This window comes from Thermodesulfobacteriota bacterium (assembly GCA_026415035.1).
In the GTDB taxonomy this organism is placed as follows: Bacteria; Desulfobacterota; BSN033; order BSN033; family UBA1163; genus RBG-16-49-23.
The window spans coordinates 245,617-263,765 of record JAOAHX010000001.1 but is presented as its reverse complement, the minus strand read 5'-3'; the positions used below and the strand labels follow the sequence as shown (position 1 = coordinate 263,765).

At 59.5% G+C, this 18,149-nt stretch carries 18 protein-coding genes; all 18 read left to right on the top strand.

Annotated features, from left to right (window positions below):
• Positions 1–84: 84 nt before the first annotated feature.
• The 18 genes from thrC to N3G78_01245 all read left to right on the top strand — a co-directional run bounded on the left by thrC (position 85) and on the right by N3G78_01245 (position 18,145).
• A complete protein-coding gene (gene thrC, locus N3G78_01330; GenBank protein MCX8116557.1) occupies positions 85–1,140 on the top strand; it encodes a threonine synthase in 1,056 nt (351 codons plus the stop codon).
• 163 nt (positions 1,141–1,303) lie between these two features.
• Positions 1,304–2,551 (top strand): cofactor-independent phosphoglycerate mutase, encoded by a 1,248-nt coding sequence (locus N3G78_01325; protein ID MCX8116556.1) that lies wholly within the window; start codon positions 1,304–1,306, stop codon positions 2,549–2,551.
• Positions 2,552–2,598: 47 nt separating this feature from the next.
• Positions 2,599–4,266, top strand: coding sequence for a CTP synthase (locus N3G78_01320; protein ID MCX8116555.1), 1,668 nt, complete (start codon positions 2,599–2,601; stop codon positions 4,264–4,266).
• Positions 4,259–5,245 (top strand): KpsF/GutQ family sugar-phosphate isomerase, encoded by a 987-nt coding sequence (locus N3G78_01315; GenBank protein MCX8116554.1) that lies wholly within the window; start codon positions 4,259–4,261, stop codon positions 5,243–5,245. The genes N3G78_01320 and N3G78_01315 overlap by 8 nt, the downstream gene beginning before the upstream one ends.
• A 136-nt stretch (positions 5,246–5,381) precedes the next feature.
• Entirely contained in the window at positions 5,382–5,945 is a 564-nt protein-coding gene (gene lptC, locus N3G78_01310) for an LPS export ABC transporter periplasmic protein LptC (GenBank protein ID MCX8116553.1), read from the top strand.
• Entirely contained in the window at positions 5,942–6,463 is a 522-nt protein-coding gene (lptA, locus tag N3G78_01305) for a lipopolysaccharide transport periplasmic protein LptA (GenBank protein MCX8116552.1), read from the top strand. The genes lptC and lptA overlap by 4 nt, the downstream gene beginning before the upstream one ends.
• A gap of 20 nt (positions 6,464–6,483) precedes the next feature.
• On the top strand, positions 6,484–7,245 hold the full coding sequence (lptB, locus tag N3G78_01300; protein ID MCX8116551.1) for an LPS export ABC transporter ATP-binding protein: 762 nt from the start codon (positions 6,484–6,486) through the stop codon (positions 7,243–7,245).
• Between the two features lie 32 nt (positions 7,246–7,277).
• A complete protein-coding gene (rpoN, locus tag N3G78_01295; protein MCX8116550.1) occupies positions 7,278–8,729 on the top strand; it encodes an RNA polymerase factor sigma-54 in 1,452 nt (483 codons plus the stop codon).
• A gap of 51 nt (positions 8,730–8,780) precedes the next feature.
• The gene (raiA, locus tag N3G78_01290; GenBank protein ID MCX8116549.1) at positions 8,781–9,323 is read left to right on the top strand and encodes a ribosome-associated translation inhibitor RaiA; all 543 of its coding nucleotides are present in this window, start codon (positions 8,781–8,783) and stop codon (positions 9,321–9,323) included.
• A gap of 94 nt (positions 9,324–9,417) precedes the next feature.
• Complete coding sequence (locus N3G78_01285) at positions 9,418–9,879, top strand: PTS sugar transporter subunit IIA (GenBank protein ID MCX8116548.1); 462 nt, start codon at positions 9,418–9,420, stop codon at positions 9,877–9,879.
• Between the two features lie 16 nt (positions 9,880–9,895).
• Positions 9,896–10,864, top strand: a complete 969-nt coding sequence (gene hprK, locus N3G78_01280) for an HPr(Ser) kinase/phosphatase (GenBank protein ID MCX8116547.1) — start codon at positions 9,896–9,898, stop codon at positions 10,862–10,864.
• Complete coding sequence (gene rapZ / locus N3G78_01275; protein MCX8116546.1) at positions 10,861–11,772, top strand: RNase adapter RapZ; 912 nt, start codon at positions 10,861–10,863, stop codon at positions 11,770–11,772. The genes hprK and rapZ overlap by 4 nt, the downstream gene beginning before the upstream one ends.
• The gene (locus N3G78_01270; protein ID MCX8116545.1) at positions 11,769–12,191 is read left to right on the top strand and encodes a PTS sugar transporter subunit IIA; all 423 of its coding nucleotides are present in this window, start codon (positions 11,769–11,771) and stop codon (positions 12,189–12,191) included. The genes rapZ and N3G78_01270 overlap by 4 nt, the downstream gene beginning before the upstream one ends.
• Before the next feature lie 28 nt (positions 12,192–12,219).
• A complete protein-coding gene (locus tag N3G78_01265) occupies positions 12,220–12,486 on the top strand; it encodes an HPr family phosphocarrier protein (GenBank protein MCX8116544.1) in 267 nt (88 codons plus the stop codon).
• A gap of 2 nt (positions 12,487–12,488) precedes the next feature.
• A complete protein-coding gene (gene ptsP / locus N3G78_01260) occupies positions 12,489–14,279 on the top strand; it encodes a phosphoenolpyruvate--protein phosphotransferase (protein MCX8116543.1) in 1,791 nt (596 codons plus the stop codon).
• Positions 14,280–14,370: 91 nt separating this feature from the next.
• Entirely contained in the window at positions 14,371–15,534 is a 1,164-nt protein-coding gene (gene metK, locus N3G78_01255) for a methionine adenosyltransferase (protein MCX8116542.1), read from the top strand.
• A gap of 17 nt (positions 15,535–15,551) precedes the next feature.
• Positions 15,552–16,877, top strand: coding sequence for an adenosylhomocysteinase (gene ahcY / locus N3G78_01250; GenBank protein ID MCX8116541.1), 1,326 nt, complete (start codon positions 15,552–15,554; stop codon positions 16,875–16,877).
• Positions 16,874–18,145 (top strand): efflux RND transporter periplasmic adaptor subunit, encoded by a 1,272-nt coding sequence (locus tag N3G78_01245; protein ID MCX8116540.1) that lies wholly within the window; start codon positions 16,874–16,876, stop codon positions 18,143–18,145. Before ahcY ends, N3G78_01245 begins: the two co-directional genes overlap by 4 nt.
• Positions 18,146–18,149: the final 4 nt, after the last annotated feature.

Genomic DNA, 18,149 nt, shown 5'->3' with positions numbered 1-18,149 from the left:
CGGGACCTTTAGGCCGTGAGGGATGGGTCGACTTTCTTCAGTCTTCCATAGGTCAAACGGGGAACTCCGACAGGGTTTCAGAGCATGTGGAAGGGAGTGATCTACGAGTACCGCAACCATCTGCCGCCGATCCGGGAAGAGAACATCGTGACCCTCCTCGAGGGAGGCACGCCTCTCATCCCCTCCCGCCGGATCAGCCGGGAGATCCTCTCCGGGCTCCAACTCTATTTCAAATATGAGGGGGTCAACCCGACCGGTTCGTTCAAGGACCGGGGCATGACCGTTGCGGTCTCGATGGCCAAGGAGGCAGGATCGAAGGCCGTCATCTGTGCCTCGACTGGAAACACCTCGGCCTCGGCCGCGGCGTATGCGGCAAGGGCGGGGATGAAGTCCTATGTCCTTATCCCGGAGGGGAAGATCGCCCTTGGCAAACTTTCTCAGGCGATGGCCCATGGTGCCCAAGTGCTTCAGATCGAAGGGAATTTCGATGAGGCCCTCCAGATTGTGAGGGAGATCTCCGAAACCGAACCGGTCACGCTGGTCAACTCCCTCAACCCCTACAGGATCGAGGGACAGAAGACGGCGGCCTTCGAGGTAGTCGATCGCCTGGGAGCCGAACCCACTTACCATGTCCTCCCAGTTGGAAACGCCGGCAACATCACGGCCTACTGGAAGGGATACAAGGAATACCGGGAGCACGGGAAAATAGAAGGCCTCCCTAAGATGTTAGGATTCCAGGCGGAGGGGGCCGCACCGATTGTGCGGGGAGAGGTTGTGGCCAAGCCTGAGACGCTCGCCACGGCCATCCGGATCGGAAATCCCGCCAGCTGGAGACAGGCCGTGGCGGCCAGGGACGAATCGGGCGGGTTGATCGAGATGGTGAGCGACGAGGAGATATTGAAGGCCTACCAGCTGATGGCAGGGCTTGAAGGGATCTTCTGCGAACCCGCCTCTGCCGCCTCGCTTGCGGGGATCATCAAACTCGATCGAAAGGGGTTTTTCAAGAGAGAGGACGTTGTGGTCCTGACGATCACCGGACACGGGTTGAAGGATCCGGATATCGCTGTCCGGGTGTCTCAGAAACCTGCCTCGCTCCCTCCCAAGAAGGTAGAGGTCCTGAACTATCTCAACCTCAAATAGGGACCCCACCCAGCCATCGACCTTCCCGGCCACCCAATCTGAAATTCTAACTTGGCATAACTTTTGCTGAAAATCGTGGATTTTCATTTGACAATTGTAACGTTATGGTATATTTAGGGAAAAAGGATGGAGGGGCTCAGGCCCAGTCCTCAATATCGATCCAATGGCCCAGAAAGAAAAATACATCGTGATCGTCGGTGACGGGATGGCCGACTACCCGGTGGAGGCCCTCCAAGGAAAGACTCCCCTCCGCGTGGCCAAGACCCCTCATCTGGATTGGTTGGCCCGGCACGGAACGGTCGGCATGGTGAGGACCATCCCCGACGGATTTAACCCCGGAAGCGAAATCGCAAACCTCTCCATTTTCGGTTACGACCCTTCTGTCTATTTTACCGGAAGGGGCCCCCTTGAGGCGGCAAGCCTCGGCCTCATTTTAAATCAGGCCGACCTCGCCTTCCGCTGCAATCTCGTCACGCTCAGGCGAGAGGGATCGAAGACGGTGATGGAGGATTTCGCAGCGGGCCACATCTCCGACGACGAAGCGGCCAGACTGATCGAGGCCCTCGACCGCCAAATCGGCCGCGATGGATTGAGGTTCTTTTCCGGGGTGAGTTACCGCCATCTCTTGATCATGAGGGATGCGCGAACCGCCTATCCCGGGCTGGAGACCCTAAAGCTCACCCCTCCTCACGACCTCATCGGGCAACCGATCGACCCCTTTCTCCCGAAGGACGAGGGTCCAGGGGCAAAGATTCTCGAGCTCATGGCGGCCTCCCAGAAGATCCTCGGGGAACACCCTGTCAACCTCGAAAGGAGAAAGAAGGGCCTTCGGCCTGCCAATTCCATCTGGCTTTGGGGTCAGGGCGGGTCTCCTCAGATGCCCACCCTCAGAGAGCGCTTCGGGGTGGAGGGCTATGTGATCTCGGCTGTCCACCTGATTCGGGGAATCGGATTGCTGGCAGGCCTGGAGGTCCTGCCCGTGCCGGGCATCACCGGATATTTCGACACCAATTACCGAGGGAAGGGCGAGTATAGCCTGAAGGGTTTGCGAGAGAGGGATTTCGTCTATGTGCATGTAGAGGCTCCGGATGAGGCCGGCCACCAAGGAGACCTCCGTTTGAAGATCGAGGCCATCGAGGCGTTTGACGAAAAGGTGGTGGGGACGATCCTTCAGGGAATGGAAGCCTTCGAGAGGTTGAACCTCTTGGTTCTTCCGGATCATCCCACCCCCCTTTCGGTCCGGACCCACACGCCAGACCCGGTGCCTTTCGTGGTCTACTCCAATCACAGAACGAGGTCTCGTTTTTGGGCGGAGGGTTTCGACGAGGAGAGGGCAGCCCAAACCGGGCTCTTCGTCGAGAAGGGCCATGAGCTCATTGAAAAATTTCTGATGAGGCCTTTGGGAAATTAGCGAGGAAAGGACCCCTAGGGGAGGCCTCTTCAAGAGGAGGACCGTAATTGGCCAATCGGAGAACAAAGTATATCTTTGTCACAGGCGGGGTCGTCTCATCCTTAGGGAAGGGGTTAGCCTCTGCCTCCATCGGTGCCCTTCTCGAGTTGCGGGGATTGAAGGTTTCCTTCCTGAAGTTCGATCCCTACATCAACGTCGACCCCGGGACGATGAATCCCTATCAGCACGGCGAGGTCTACGTGACGGACGATGGCGCGGAGACCGACCTCGATCTGGGCCATTACGAACGATATACGAGCGTCGTGACCTCAAAGAAGAACAACTATACGACCGGCCAGATCTACGATTCGGTCATCTCGAAGGAGAGGAAGGGAGAGTACCTCGGGAGCACGGTCCAGGTGATCCCCCACATCACGAACGAGATCAAGTCCAAGGTCTTCGATCTTTCCGAAGACGTCGACATCGTCATCGTCGAGGTGGGGGGAACGGTCGGGGACATCGAAAGCCTCCCCTTTTTGGAAGCGATCCGGCAGATCCGGGGCGACGTGGGGAGGGAGAACACCCTCTACATCCATCTCACCCTGGTGCCTTATATCGAGACGGCCGGCGAGCTGAAGACGAAGCCGACCCAGCACAGCGTCAAGGAACTCCGGGAGATCGGGATTCAACCCGACATCCTCCTCTGCAGAACCGATCGATACCTCTCCCCGGAGGTCAAATCGAAGATCGCCCTCTTTTGCAACGTGGATCAAGATGCGGTGATCACGGCGAAGAACGTCGATACGATCTACGAATTGCCCATCGTCTTTCACCAGGAGGGGCTGGACGAGAAGATCGCCCAGAAGCTGAACATCTGGATGGCCCGGGCCAACCTCTCCGTCTGGGAACGAGTGGTCAAGAAGATCAAGTCCCCGCGACATCAGACGACGATCGCCATGGTCGGGAAGTACGTGGGCCTGATCGAATCCTACAAGAGTCTCATCGAGGCCCTCACCCATGGGGGATTGGCCAACGAGGCACGGGTCAACCTGAGATACGTGGATTCGGAGCGGATCGAGAAGGAAGGGCCCGAACGCCTCCTCCAGGGGGCGGACGGGATCCTCGTCCCCGGGGGGTTCGGGACGAGGGGCATTCGGGGGAAGATCCGGGCGATTCAATTCGCCCGGGAGAGGAAGATCCCCTTCTTCGGGATCTGCCTCGGGATGCAGTGTGCCGTGATCGAGGTGGCGAGGCATTGCGCGGGCCTGAAGAACGCCGACAGCACGGAGTTCAACCCCAAAACGAACCATCCCGTCATCTGCCTGCTCGAGGAGTGGGTCGATCAGAACCAAACGGTTCAGAAGAGGGATGCCGACAGCCCCTTAGGAGGGACGATGCGCCTCGGGGCTTACCCCTGCAAGGTCGAAGAGGGGACCCTGGCCTTCCTCGCCTACGGAAAGAAGATGATCTATGAAAGGCATCGCCATCGGTACGAGTTCAACAACGACTACCGGGAGGTGTTGAGCCGGGCCGGGATGGTCTTCAGCGGGACTTCTCCCGATCAGAGACTTGTGGAGATGATCGAATTGAAGGACCACCCCTGGTTTTTGGGTTGCCAGTTTCATCCCGAATTCAAATCGAAGCCGATGGCCCCCCATCCCCTCTTTCGAGAATTCATCCGGGCGACGCTCAAGAAGGGGGCCAAGGCGAAGGGAAGGAGATTTCGGGGTGAGTGAGACGATGTCCGTCAACGTGATCGAAGAGGCCAAGAGGGTGTTGAGGATCGAGGCCGAATCGATCCTCGATTTGATCGGCCGGATCGACGAGCGGTTTTCGAAGGCGGTGGAGATCCTCTACCGATGCAAGGGCAAGGTGATCCTCATGGGGATGGGAAAATCGGGGCTGGTGGGAAGGAAGATCGCCTCCACCTTTGCCAGCACCGGGACGCCGGCCTTCTTCATCCACCCGGCCGAGGGCATGAACGGAGACTTCGGCATGCTGGCCAAGGAGGACGTCGTCATCGCCATCTCCAACAGCGGCGAGACCCGGGAGATCCTCGAGGTGCTGCCCCTCATCAAACGCTACGGCAACCCCCTGATCACCCTGACGGGGAACCGTCAATCGACCCTGGCTCGGGTCGGGGATGTCTCGCTCGACATCCAGGTTAAAGAAGAGGCCTGCCCCCTGGGCCTCGCCCCCACGGCCAGCACCACCGCCACGCTTGCCATGGGCGACGCCCTGGCGATCGCCCTGATGGTCAAAAGGGGATTTAAGAAGGAAGACTTCGCCCTGCTCCATCCCGGAGGGGCCCTGGGCAAGAGGCTCCTTTTGAGGGTCGAGATGTTGATGCACACGGGGGAGGCCTTTCCGAAGGTGTATGAAAAGGCCTCGATGAAGGAGGCCATCTTCGAAATCACCTCGAAGCGCTTGGGGGTGACCGCCGTGTGTAACGACGCAGACGAGCTGGTCGGGGTGATCACCGATGGCGACCTCAGGCGGGCCCTCGAGCGGTATTCCGATCTCCTCGATCGGACCGCCTCCGAGGTGATGACGCGCAATCCGAAGTGGATCGAAAAGGATGCCCTCGCCGCTCAAGCCGTCCAAAGGATGGAAGAATTTTCGATCACCTCGCTCTTCGTCTTTGACCGGCCCGGGGATCGAAAACCGATCGGGATCATCCATCTCCACGATCTGCTGAAGGCCGGGGTCGTCTGAGATCGCCCGCTTTAATAGGCCTTCAGGCGAAGCCCTCCGGTCGAGGGAGACGAGGGAGGACCTTCTGGCAGGAGGCGAAAAAGAGATTTCTGAAGGAGAAGATCCGGCCCCAAAGCCCTGACCTCTGGAGATCCCGTTGAACCGGTTTCGATTCGCCCTTTTCTTTTCGATCCTTGTCCTGGCCGGGCTCGTCACGGTCATCCTCTGGATGAACCTCCGGGACCGAAAACATTCGGAGGAGAAGATGGCAGATCGGGTTTCGACCGAAGGGGCTGACCAGCGGATGGAGAAGGTCCATCTGGTCGAGGAAAAGGCGGGCAAGAAGATCTGGGAGCTGGAGGCGAAGGCGATCGCCCAGTACGAGAGCGATCTCCACCTCCAAGAGGTGAGGGCGATCTATTATGCCAAGGACGGCCGTTCCTTCACCCTGACGGGAGATCGGGCCAAGGTCCATCAGGAGAGAAAAGACATGGAGATCTCCGGAAACGTCCTCCTCCTCTCCTCCGACGGCTACCGGCTCAAGACCCGGTCGATCTCCTATCGACACGGGGAGAGACGGGCGGAGACCGACGACTTCATCGAATTTGAGGGAGAGGGAGTCCATCTGACCGGGAAGGGGATGCGGATCGACCTGGAGGAGAAGACCTTCAAGGTCTTCAGCCAGGTCAGGACGGTATGGAAGGGGAAAAGGCAGATATGAGACGGTGGATCGCGGGATGGCTCCTCGTCCTGGCCTTTTTGTTCGCCCAACGGGTTCCTCACGGCGAGACCCAGGAGAAGCGATCGGGGTTCGGATTCACCACCTCCCGAGCGCCCATCGAGATCACGTCCGATACCGTTGAGGGCAGCCAGAAGGAGAACCGGATCACCTTCAAGGGGAACGTGGTGGCCAAACAGGAGGAGGCCACCCTTCACGCCCATCAGATGGTCGTCCACTACGATTCGGAGACGAAGAAGATCCGGGAGATCGTGGCCACGGGCAATGTGAGGATCGTCCAGCTAGAGCGCAGGGCCACCTGCCAGAGGGCGACCTTCTATCAGATGGAGAACAAGGTCGTCCTGGAAGGAGAGGTCGTCCTCCGGGAGGGCGACAATGTGGTTCGCGGAGAACGGATGGTCTATCTCCTGAACGAAGACAGGAGTTATATCGAGGGAGGGAAAGGGGGGCGGGTGGTGACGACCATCGTCCCTCCGCCCAAGGAGGAGAAGAAGAGGTAGGGCGGAGAGGTCGGAGGCTCATGTCCCATCTGAGATGTGTTCAATTGACCAAATCGTTTCGCCATCGGAAGGTCGTCCAAGGGGTGAGCCTCGAGATCGATGGCGGGGAGGTGGTCGGCCTCTTGGGCCCTAACGGCGCCGGAAAGACCACCATCTTCTACATGATCATCGGGCTGCTCCGGCCGGACGAGGGAGAGGTGGAGCTCAACGGCGAGATCATCACCCACCTCCCCATGTATCTCCGGGCCCGAAAGGGGATCGGCTACCTTTCCCAGGAACCCTCGGTCTTCCGCAAATTGACCGTCGAGGAGAACCTGATGGCCATCCTCGAAACGCTGCCGCTGACCAAAACGGAAAGACGGGACCGGCTGGAGCGTCTCCTCCACGAGCTGGGATTGGCGCCGCTCCGAAGGCAGAAGGCCTACAGCCTCTCGGGCGGCGAGCGCAGGAGGGTCGAGATCACCCGCGCGCTGGTCCTCTCTCCCTCCTTTATCCTCTTGGACGAACCTTTCGCCGGCATCGATCCCATCGCTGTTTTGGAGCTCCAATCGATGATCCGTCAATTGAAATCACGGGGCATCGGAATTATAATTACGGATCATAATGTCCGGGAAACCTTAGGCGTCTGCGATCGCGCCTATATCCTGAACGAAGGGGTCCTTCTCGAATCGGGAACCCCCGAAGAGATCGCCAAAAGCCCGAAAGCGAGAGCGGTCTATCTGGGCGATGGATTCCGGCTCGAGGAAAGGGATCGGAGGCCCAAGGGAGAGACCCCGTCCTGAGATGAGGTGCCCAAGATTTTCATCCGAGTGAGATGGCCCTGGAACTGAAACAGACTCCGAAACTCGTCCAGCAGATAGTCATCACCCCCCAGCTCCAGCAGGCGATCAAGCTGCTCCAGATGACCCGGTTGGAACTGGTGGAGATGATTCAACAGGAGATGAGAGAAAACCCTTTGCTGGAAGAGGTCGAGGAGGAGAAAGAGGCGGCCAACGACGGAGAGCCCTTCGAAACGGAGAAGGCCGAAGAACCTCCACCGGTGGAGCACACCAGCGAGGTCAGGGGCGAAGGGGAGGGAGCGGAGGAGTTCGATTGGGAAAGCTATCTCGAGAATTACAACCTCCTCCCTCCGGCGCGATTGGCAGAGCCGGACGAGGACGAGAGACCGTCGTTCGAAAATTTCGTCTCCAAGCGGACGACCCTCTTCGACCACCTCCATTGGCAACTCCGCCTCTCCAACTTCACCGAAGAAGAGCAGGAGATCGGGACCTGGATCATCGGCAACCTGGACGACGATGGGTACCTTCATGCCTCTCTCGAAGAGTATAGCCAGCAAACGGGCATCCCCCTGGACAAGATCGAAGGGGTTCTCAAGAGGATTCAGGAGTTCGATCCGGTCGGGGTCGCGGCCAGGGACCTGAAGGAATGTCTCCTGATCCAACTCCGCCAGGTCTCTCCCAGGGACCCGATCGCCGAACGGATCGTCCAGGAGCACCTCTCCCTCCTGAAGAACCGTAACTATCCCGCTTTGGCCAGACGGTTAGGTGTTTCGACCGAGCGGGTGAGCCGGGCGGCCTCCCTCATCCTCCGGCTCGATCCCAAGCCCGGCCGGGCCTACGGAGGAGAGATTGCCCAAGAGATCATTCCGGACGTCTATGTCTATAAGCTGGAGGGGGAGTATGTGGTCTCCCTCAACGATGAAGGGGTTCCCCGGCTCAAAGTCAATCCCTACTACCGGAGGATCCTCACGGAGGGGGGACGGGCTCAGCCGGAGGAGCGAAAATATATTCAGGAAAAGCTCCGCTCCGCCCTCTGGTTGATCAAGAGCATCGATCAACGCCAGAGGACCATCTACAAGGTGGCCAAAAGCATCGTCAAATTCCAGAGGGACTTCCTCGATCACGGAATCCAGTATCTCAAGCCCCTCGTCCTCAGGGATGTGGCCGAAGACATCCAGATGCATGAATCGACCATCAGCCGGGTCACCCACAACAAGTACATGCATACGCCCCAGGGGATCTACGAGTTGAAGTTCTTCTTCAACTCCGGCATCCCATCCCTTCGGGGAGAGGCGCTCGCCTCCGAAAGCGTCAAGAGCCTCTTGAAGGAGATCATCGAGCAAGAGGATCCGCGCAAACCCTATAGCGATGAGAAGTTGGTCCAGCTCCTAAGGGAGAGGAATATCCATATCGCCCGGAGGACGATCTCAAAATATCGGGAGATGATGAAGATCCTCTCTTCGAGCGAAAGGCGAAAATTGGTCTGAAGGCGAAGCCTTCCCGTGAAGAGAGAACTTGGAGCTCCAAGGAGGACTCGGATGCAGATTTCCGTTACCTTTCGACACCTGGAACCGGATGAGGGCGTCAAGAGCTATGTGAAGGAGAAGGTCCGAAAACTGGAGAAGTTCCTCGAAAACCCCCAGGAGGCCCATGTCGTCCTCTCGGCCGAGAAATTCCGCCACTTTGCCGAATTGACCATCCTTCAGGACGGTCTGAGCGTCAACAGCAAAGGGAAGGACCGGGACCTTTATGCGGCGATCGATCAGATGGTCGAGAAGATGGACCGCCAGATCCGAGAGCGACGGGGAAAGACCAAGCGGAAAAAGGGGAATCAGGCCCCCGCCCGGGCCCGAGGGGTCTCTCGGACTCTTTCCCGTCCAGAAAGCGAAGAGGGTTCGGTTCCTCCCACGGTTCAGAAGACACGGGTTCCGGTCAAACCGATGTCCCTGGAAGAGGCCTTGGCCCAGTTGCGGCTGTCGGAGGAGGATGTCCTGTTCTTCATCAACTCCCATACGGGAGAGATGAATGCCCTTCGCCGAAAAGATGGCCAGCACGAATGGCTCGAACCCTACGTCGAGTAGGGAGGGAGGGGGCCCTTGAGGCCCCCCGGGCGATCGGCCCTTGGAAGAGGAGGCGAGGGCGGAGAAGACCCCTCCGCCCAGGGATGATGACCGGATGAAATTGCTGAATTTCTTAAGAGAAGAGTGGATCCTGCCAGAGCTGAGAGGAAAGGACAAGCTCTCGGTCTTGAAAGAGCTCTCCGAGGTGCTGATCGAGCCGAGCGGCGCCACCTCTTCCGATGAACTCGTCCAAATTCTCATGGAGAGGGAACGGTGGGAGTCGACCGGGATCGGCGAGGGCGTGGCGATCCCCCATGGCCGCCTAAAACGGTTGAAACGGTTTTTGGTCTCCTTCGGCCGTTCCCTTCAGGGGGTCGATTTCGACTCGATCGATCATAAACCCTGCCAGCTCTTCTTCATGGTGATGGCGCCTGAAAATTCCGCCGTGGAGAACCTCAATCTGCTCGGTCGGATCGCCAAGCTGACCAAAAACCCCTCCTTCAAGAGGAGGTTGCTCGAGGCCAAGACCCGGAGGGAGATCTTCGAGATCATCTCCGAGGAGGACGAAAAGTACTGAACCGAAAGAGTCGGGCATGAGACACCTTCTCGTTGGAGAGCTGGCCAAGGATCAACAATTCCGCCTCGGTCTGACGCTCCTCGCCGGGCAGAAGGGATTGAGGAAGAAGATCACCCATCCCCAGGTCCAGAAGATGGGCCTGGCCATGACGGGCTTTACGCGGTTCATCAATCCCGAGAGGCTTCAGGTCATCGGCAATTCGGAGGCGGCCTACTTTCGCACCTTGCCTCCGGAACGCCAGGAGGAGGTGATCCACCAGATCTGCCAGCTCGACCTCTCCTGTCTGGTGGTGACCCGAAACCTCGAGATCCCTCCTCCCCTCTTGGAAGGGGCCGAGGAGCGAGGGATCCCCCTGTTTCGGACGAACCTGAGCTCGACGGAGTTCATCGACCGGGTCACGAAATTTTTGGAAGAGAAGCTGGCCCCCTCCACGAGCCTCCACGGCGTGCTCATGGACGTCTACGGCGTGGGCGTGCTCATCCTCGGGAGAAGCGGCATCGGGAAGAGTGAATGCGCCCTCGATCTCATCCTTCGAGGCCACCGATTGGTGGCCGATGACATGGTCTCCATCCGGAGACGTTCTCCGGAGGTGCTCATCGGAAGCGGCTTCGAGGTCATCCGGCACCATATGGAGATCCGGGGCCTGGGGATCATCAACATTCGAAGCCTCTTCGGTCCGGAGGCGATCCGGGACCGCAAGAGGATCGACCTGGTGCTGGAGTTGGTCGAGTGGAATACCCAACAGGACTACGACCGCCTCGGGTTTGAAGAGCAGAAATATACCCTGCTGGATGTTGACCTCCCCATGTTGAAGATCCCCGTCACCCCGGCACGGAATCTGACGACCATCATCGAGGTGGCTGCTCGAAACCATCTGCTGAAAGAGATGGGCTACCATTCGGCGCTGGAATTCGAGAGGAAGCTCCTTCGAAAGATGGAGGAGAGGACAGGGCCCACCTCGGACCCCGGGGGCGAGCCGGAGTGAAACCTCAGCGGATCATCTTGATCACCGGCCTTTCCGGGTCCGGAAAGACCACCGCCATCAAGGCCTTGGAGGATGCCGGTTTTTACTGCGTCGACAACCTTCCTCCTCCCCTTCTGTCCAAGTTCCTCGAGCTCTGCAAAGAATCGGCGGAAAAGATTTCGAAGGTCGCCATCGTCCAGGACATCCGGAGCGCCCTGGGCCATCTCCCTCCCGGACAGACAGAGGAGGATTTCTTCGAGGCCTCCCGACGGATGATCGAGGAGCTCCGAAGGGAAGGCTTTCCGATCGAGGTCCTCTTCTTGGATGCCTCCGACCCGGTCCTGACGAGGCGCTTCAGCGAGACGCGGCGACAGCATCCCCTCGCCCTCGGGGGGTGCATCCTCGACGGGATCCGCCTCGAGCGGGAGCGACTCCGGGGGCTTCGCGATATCGCCAATGAGGTGATCGATACCTCCCAGTTCAACGTCCACGAGCTGAAGGCGAAGGTCCAGCAGTATGCCCAGAAAGACCCCCAGGCGGTCCCCCTGACGCTCACCCTTCTCTCTTTCGGTTACAGCTTTGGCGTCCCCTACGAAGCGGACCTGATGTTCGATGTCCGTTTTTTGCCCAACCCCTACTACGTGGAGGAATTGAAACGGTTCCCGGGGGATCATCCGAAGGTGGAGGCCTATGTGTTACAATGGGAGGAAACCCGGGATTTTCTAAACCGGGCGATGGACTTTCTGAGGTTTCTTCTCCCCTTCTATTTCCGGGAGAGGCGGACCCACCTCACCGTGGCCGTGGGCTGCACGGGCGGAAGGCATCGGTCGATCGTCATCGTCAACCAGCTGGCCGAACGCCTGAAACGGGAGAGGGACGTCAAAGGGATGTTGATCGCGGTGAGACATCGGGATATCGAAAGGGGATGAACATGGTCGGGGTGGTGGTGGTGACGCACTGTCGTTTAGGAGAGGAGATGATCGCGGCGGCCAGGCTGGTCGTGGGAGAGGAGCTGAAGCAGTTCGAGCCGGTCTCGATCGATCCCCAGGAGGGGTCCGAGGAGATCCGGGCGAAGATCATCTCGGCGATCCGAAAGGTCGAGGGCGGCGAGGGCGTTCTGATCCTGACGGACATGTACGGGGGGACGCCCTCCAACATCAGCCTCTCCTTTCTGGAGGAGAAGAAGATCGAGGTGATCACCGGGGTCAATCTCCCCATGTTGTTGAAATTGGCCACTTGCAAGGAGTCGATGGACCTGGAATCCCTGGCCGCCTTCATCACCGACTACGGCCAGAGGAATATCAATCTGGCCAGCGAGGTGCTGAAGAAACGGGTGGACAAGAAGTGAGGAGAGGGGATTTCCCCGAACAAAGGCGATGGAAGTCCGAACGTTCGTGATCCGTAACAAGTTGGGACTCCATGCGAGGGCTGCCGCCCTTTTCGTCAAAACCGCCAATCGGTTCGTCTCGGAGGTGAGCCTCGAAAAGGATGGCCACACCGTCAACGGAAAATCGATCATGGGCATCCTCATGCTGGCCGCGACCAAGGGCAGCCGGATTACCCTGAAGGCCGAGGGGAAAGACGAGGTGGAGGCGATCGAGACCTTAGGGAAGCTCTTCGAGAACAAATTCGGGGAGGAGTGAGGATGGCGGTTCAGCAACAGGTCAACAAGACGATCCACGGGATCGGCGCCTCTCCAGGGATCGTGACCGGCCGCGCCTTCCTGGTTGAACGATACAAGGTGAGGCTCCCTCAGCGGCGAATCCTCCCCTCCCAGGTGGAGGAGGAGGTGGAGCGGTTCCGGCAGGCCATCGAGCTGTCGAAGCAGCAGCTGATGGAGGTGAAGGAGAAGATCCTGGACCCCGAGATGCGGAAACACGCCTTCATCCTCGATGTCCATTTGATGATCTTGAATGATCAGATGCTGATCGAGAATACCACGGAGAACATCCGGAGGCGGAAGGTCAATTCGGAATGGGCCCTGGACCTCACCCTCGAAAAACTGGACGCGGCCTTTCAGGCCATCGAGGATGAATATCTGAGAGAGCGGCGAAACGACCTGCACTACGTGGCCGCCAGGATCTTCCGGAACCTCATGGGGAGGAAGCACGACGACATCACCAAGATCAAAGGGAAGGTGATCGTGGTGGCCCACGACCTCTCACCGGCCGATACCCTTCAGATGCACTTGAAGCGGGTGGCCGGTTTTGTGACCGATGTGGGGGGGAGATATTCCCATACCGCCATCCTCGCCCGCTCCCTGGGCATCCCGGCGGTCGTGGGTCTGGAGGTGGCCACCGCCCTCATCAACGGAGGCGATCTGCTCGCCCTCGATGGGGAGACCGGGGAGGTGGTCATCAATCCGACGGAGGAGATCTTCGAGTCCTATGTCGAGCGGAGGCGCCGGATCAAATTGGTGGAGCGGGAGGTGATGAAATATGCCACCCTGCCCGCCGAGACGAGGGACGGCGTCCGGGTCTCCCTTCAGGCCAATATCGAATTGGTGGAGGAGGTCCCCTCGGCCAAGAGCCACGGCGCGGAAGGCATCGGCCTCTACCGGACCGAGATCCTCTATCTGAACCGGAAAGACCTGCCCGCGGAGGAGGAGCATTACCAGACCTATCGGAGGTTGGTCGAGAACGTCGCCCCGGACCCGGTGACGATCCGGACCCTCGATATCGGGGGGGACAAATTCCTCCTCAGCTATTCCAGCGGGAAAGAGACGAACCCCGCCATGGGGCTTCGGGCGATCCGCTTCAGCATGAAGGAAGTCGAGATCTTCAAGGCCCAGCTGAAAGGGATCCTCCGGGCGAGCGCCCATGGGAATGTCCGGATCCTCTTCCCCATGATCTCCGGGATGGAGGAGATCCGCAGGGCGAAGGCCATCCTCGAAGAGGTGAAGCGGGAATGTTCCAGGGAAAAGGTCCCCTTCGACCGATCCATCAAGGTGGGGGCGATGATCGAGATCCCTTCGGCCTCGGTCACGGCCGATCTGCTGGCCCGGGAGGTCGATTTTTTCAGCATCGGGACGAACGACCTCATTCAGTATGCCCTGGCCGTGGACCGGATCAATGAACACGTCTCCTATCTCTACGAGCCCCTCCACCCCGCCATCCTGAGGATCGTCCGGGGAGTGGTCCAGTCTGCCCGGGAGGCGGGCATCCCCGTCGCCCTATGCGGAGAGATGGCCGCCGAACCCGCCTATGTGTTAGTGTTATTCGGTTTGGGGCTGGAGGAGTTCAGCATGACCCCGGCGGCCATTCCCAAGGTGAAGAAGATGCTCCGGATGGTCAAGGCCGGTGAGGTGAGGGAGATGACGGAGCGTCTCTTCCAGTATTCGACGGCCCGGGAGATCAAACGGGTGGTCCGGACGTGGGTCAACCAGCGCCTTCCCGAGGAGGTCGTCCAGTCGATGTCGGAGGTCCTGAGGGCTTAACCTCTTCCAAGCCCAGGGCCTATGGAAGAAGAGATGAAAGCCCCCTGTTCGGCGGGCCACCGATAAAATTCAGTCCAGGAGGAGACCGACCATGTCCATGACCAACTTCCTATTCACCTCAGAATCCGTCACCGAGGGTCATCCCGACAAGGTGGCGGATCAAATCTCGGATGCGATTCTGGACGCCATCATCGCCCAAGACCCCAACGCCCGGGTGGCCTGCGAGACGATGGTCACCACAGGCATGGCGATCATCGCGGGAGAGATCACGACCACCTGCTATGTCCACATGCCCGCCATCATCCGGGAGACGATCAAGGAGATCGGATATAACGACTCTTCGATGGGCTTTGATTGGGAGACCTGCGCAGTCCTGACCTCGATCGACGAGCAGTCCCCCGATATCCGCATGGGGGTCGATGAGACCGAGGATCACGAACAGGGGGCCGGGGATCAGGGGCTGATGTTCGGATACGCCTGTAACGAGACGCCGGAATTGATGCCCATGCCGATTATCTACGCCCACCGGTTGACCCGAAGGCTGGCCGAAGTGAGGAAGAAGAAGATCCTCGACTTTCTCCGTCCGGATGGGAAGTCCCAGGTGACCATCCAGTATGTCAACAACCGGCCGGTTCGGGTCGACTCCGTCGTTATTGCGGCCCAGCACTCCGAATCGGTCCGCTACGAGACGCTCAAAGAGGGGATCCTCGAAGAGGTGATCTTCAAGGTCATCCCGCCCGAGCTTCGAGACAAAAATACGCAGTATTACATCAACACCACGGGTCGGTTCGTCCACGGAGGCCCCAAGGCCGACTGTGGCCTGACCGGCCGGAAGATCATCGTCGACACTTATGGGGGGGTGGGAAGCCACGGAGGCGGCTGTTTTTCGGGGAAGGACCCCTCGAAGATGGATCGGAGCGCCTCCTACATGGCCCGACATATCGCCAAAAACATCGTGGCCGCGGGCCTTGCGGAGAAATGTGAAGTTCAGATCGCCTACACCATCGGAAAGGCGAAACCGGTCTCCTTCATGGTCGATACGGCCGGGACCTCCAAGATCCCTCCGGATGAGATCGCCAAGATCGCCCTGGAGCATTTCGACCTGAGACCGAAGGCCATCATCCAGTACCTTGACCTCCTGAAACCGATCTACAAACGGACCGCCTGCTATGGCCATTTCGGACGAAACGAACCCGGGTTCACCTGGGAGAGCACCCATCGGGCCGATGAGCTTCGCAAAGCGGCCGGGCTTTAACCCCGTGGAGTTTCGCTATGGAATATGACATCAAGGATCCCTCCCTCGCTGAAAAAGGTCGACTCCGGATGGAGTGGGCGGAGATGGCCATGCCCGTCTTGAAGATGATCCGGAGCCGTTTCGAGAAAGAGAAGCCCCTCCGAGGGCTGAGGGTCTCCGCCTGCCTCCACGTGACCACGGAGACGGCCGTTTTGATGAAGACGTTGGAAGCAGGAGGCGCTCAGGTCTGCCTTTGCGCCTCCAACCCCTTGAGCACGCAGGATGATGTGGCCGCCTACCTGGTCCAGGGGTTGAAGATCCCGGTCTTTGCCATCAAAGGGGAGGACAGCGAGACCTACTATGCCCATATCCAAAAAGCCCTCGCTTTCCAGCCCAACCTCACGATGGACGACGGGGCAGACCTCGTCTCCTCCTTTCATTTCATCGCCCTCGAAAAGTGGGAGGAGCTGGCCCCTCCGGTCAGGGCCTGGGCCAAGGGTTTGACGTCGGCCGAGAGGGAGGCGATGATCCGAGGGGTGATCGGCGGGACCGAGGAGACGACGACCGGGGTCATCCGGCTCCGGAGCATGGAGCGGAACGGGGTTCTGCGGTTTCCCGTGATTGCGGTCAACGATGCCGAGACCAAGCACTTCTTCGACAATCGATACGGGACCGGGCAATCGACGATCGACGGGATCCTCCGGGCCACCAACCGCCTGATGGCCGGTTCGACCTTCGTGGTCTCGGGCTACGGATGGTGCGGAAAGGGGCTGGCGATGAGGGCCAGGGGCATGGGGGCCAACGTGATCGTCACGGAGGTCAATCCCCTGAGGGCCTTGGAGGCGGTCATGGACGGCTACCGGGTCATGGCCATGGCCGAGGCCGCCCGGGAGGGCGATATCTTCTGCACCGTGTCGGGGAATACGAAGGTGATTCGCAAGGAGCATTTCTTGGAGATGAAAGACGGCGCCATCGTCGCCAATTCCGGACATTTCAACGTAGAACTCGACCTGGAGGGGCTCGGGGAGATCGCCGTCTCCCGAAAGGCGATCCGCGATTTCGTCGAGGAGTTCACGCTCAAAAATGGCCGCAGGGTCTATCTCTTGGGGGAGGGAAGGCTCATCAATCTGGCCTCCGCAGAGGGTCATCCGTCGAGCGTGATGGACATGAGCTTCGCCAACCAGGCGCTTTCGACCGAATATCTGGCCGCCTCTCACCGAAGCTTGGAGCGGAGGGTCTATCCGGTTCCTCCGGCCATCGATCGGGAGATCGCCCGGATGAAGCTGCTCTCGATGGGGATCGAGATCGATCGGCTGACGGAGGAACAGGAACGTTACCTCACGGCCTGGGAACACGGGACATGATCCGATCTTTAAAGGGCTGGATAGGGATCCTGATCGGTCTGGCCATCGCCCTTCTCTTGGGCGTGGCCCTTTACCGGGGGTGGAGTCTCAACCAGAAGAGGGCGGTGGCGAGCAAGGTGAAGAGAGGGGAGATCCCTGTCCAGGTGGCCCCGGTTGTCGCCAGGCCGATCACCCATACGATCTCCCTGAGCGGAGATATTCTCCCCCAGATGCAGGTGGAGATCTTTCCGAAGGTCTCGGGGTATCTCGAGCGGATCGACGTGGGATTAGGAGACACCGTCCGCAAAGGGCAGGTGATCGCCCAGATCGACCGGTCCGACTACCTCCAAAAGGTGAGAGAGAGCGAGGCCCGGGTGGCCCTGGCCAGGGCCCAACTGGCCGAGATCGAGGCCGGACCGAGGGCCGAGGAGATCCGGCAGGCCGAGGAGGCCGTCCAAAGCGCCCGCTCCCGATACGAACATGCCAAATTGCACCGGGAGCGGATGGAGGCCCTCTTCAAGCAGCAGGTCATCTCCAAGAAGGAGATGGACCTTACGAGGATGGAATATTCGGTGGCCGAGGCCCAGCTGGCATCCGCTCAGGAGCAGCTCAAACTTTTGAGGGAAGGGCCCAGGCAGGAGGTCAGGGAGGCGAGCCGGGCGAGATTGAAGGAGATGGAGGCGTTGCTGGCCCAGGACCGGATCCGACTTCAGCATACCGAGATCACGGCCCCCTTCTCGGGCGAGATCAACCGGAAATATGTTGAGATCGGCTCTCTGGTCACCCCGTCCTCGCCCATTGTGAGCCTGGTCCACACCGAGACCGTGAAGGTCGTGGCCCATATCCTCGAAAGGGACATCCCTTATCTGAAATTGGGGATGAAGGCCAAGATCCAGACCGAATCTTTTCCCGGAAAGGTCTTCGAAGGGAAGGTGGCCCGGATCAGCAGCGGCCTCGACCCCGTGACCCGAACCTTGCAGGCGGAGATCGACATCCCCAATCCCGGCCGGCTACTGAAGCCGAGCATGTTCGCCCGCATCGAGATCGTCCTCTTCGAAAAGCCCCGAACGCTGGTCGTCCCAAGGGAGGCGATCGTCTACTCCAGCGGATCGAAGGCCATCTTCCTCCACAGAGGGAACCAGGCGATCCGGAGCCAGGTCCTCACTGGATTCGAGCAGGAGGGCTATGTGGAGATCCTCGAGGGAGCGGCCGAGGGGGACCAGGTGATCGTCAAAGGCCAGGAGCTTCTCAAAGACCGCTCTCCCGTTCGGGTGGTCGGAGGAGGTTGAGCTC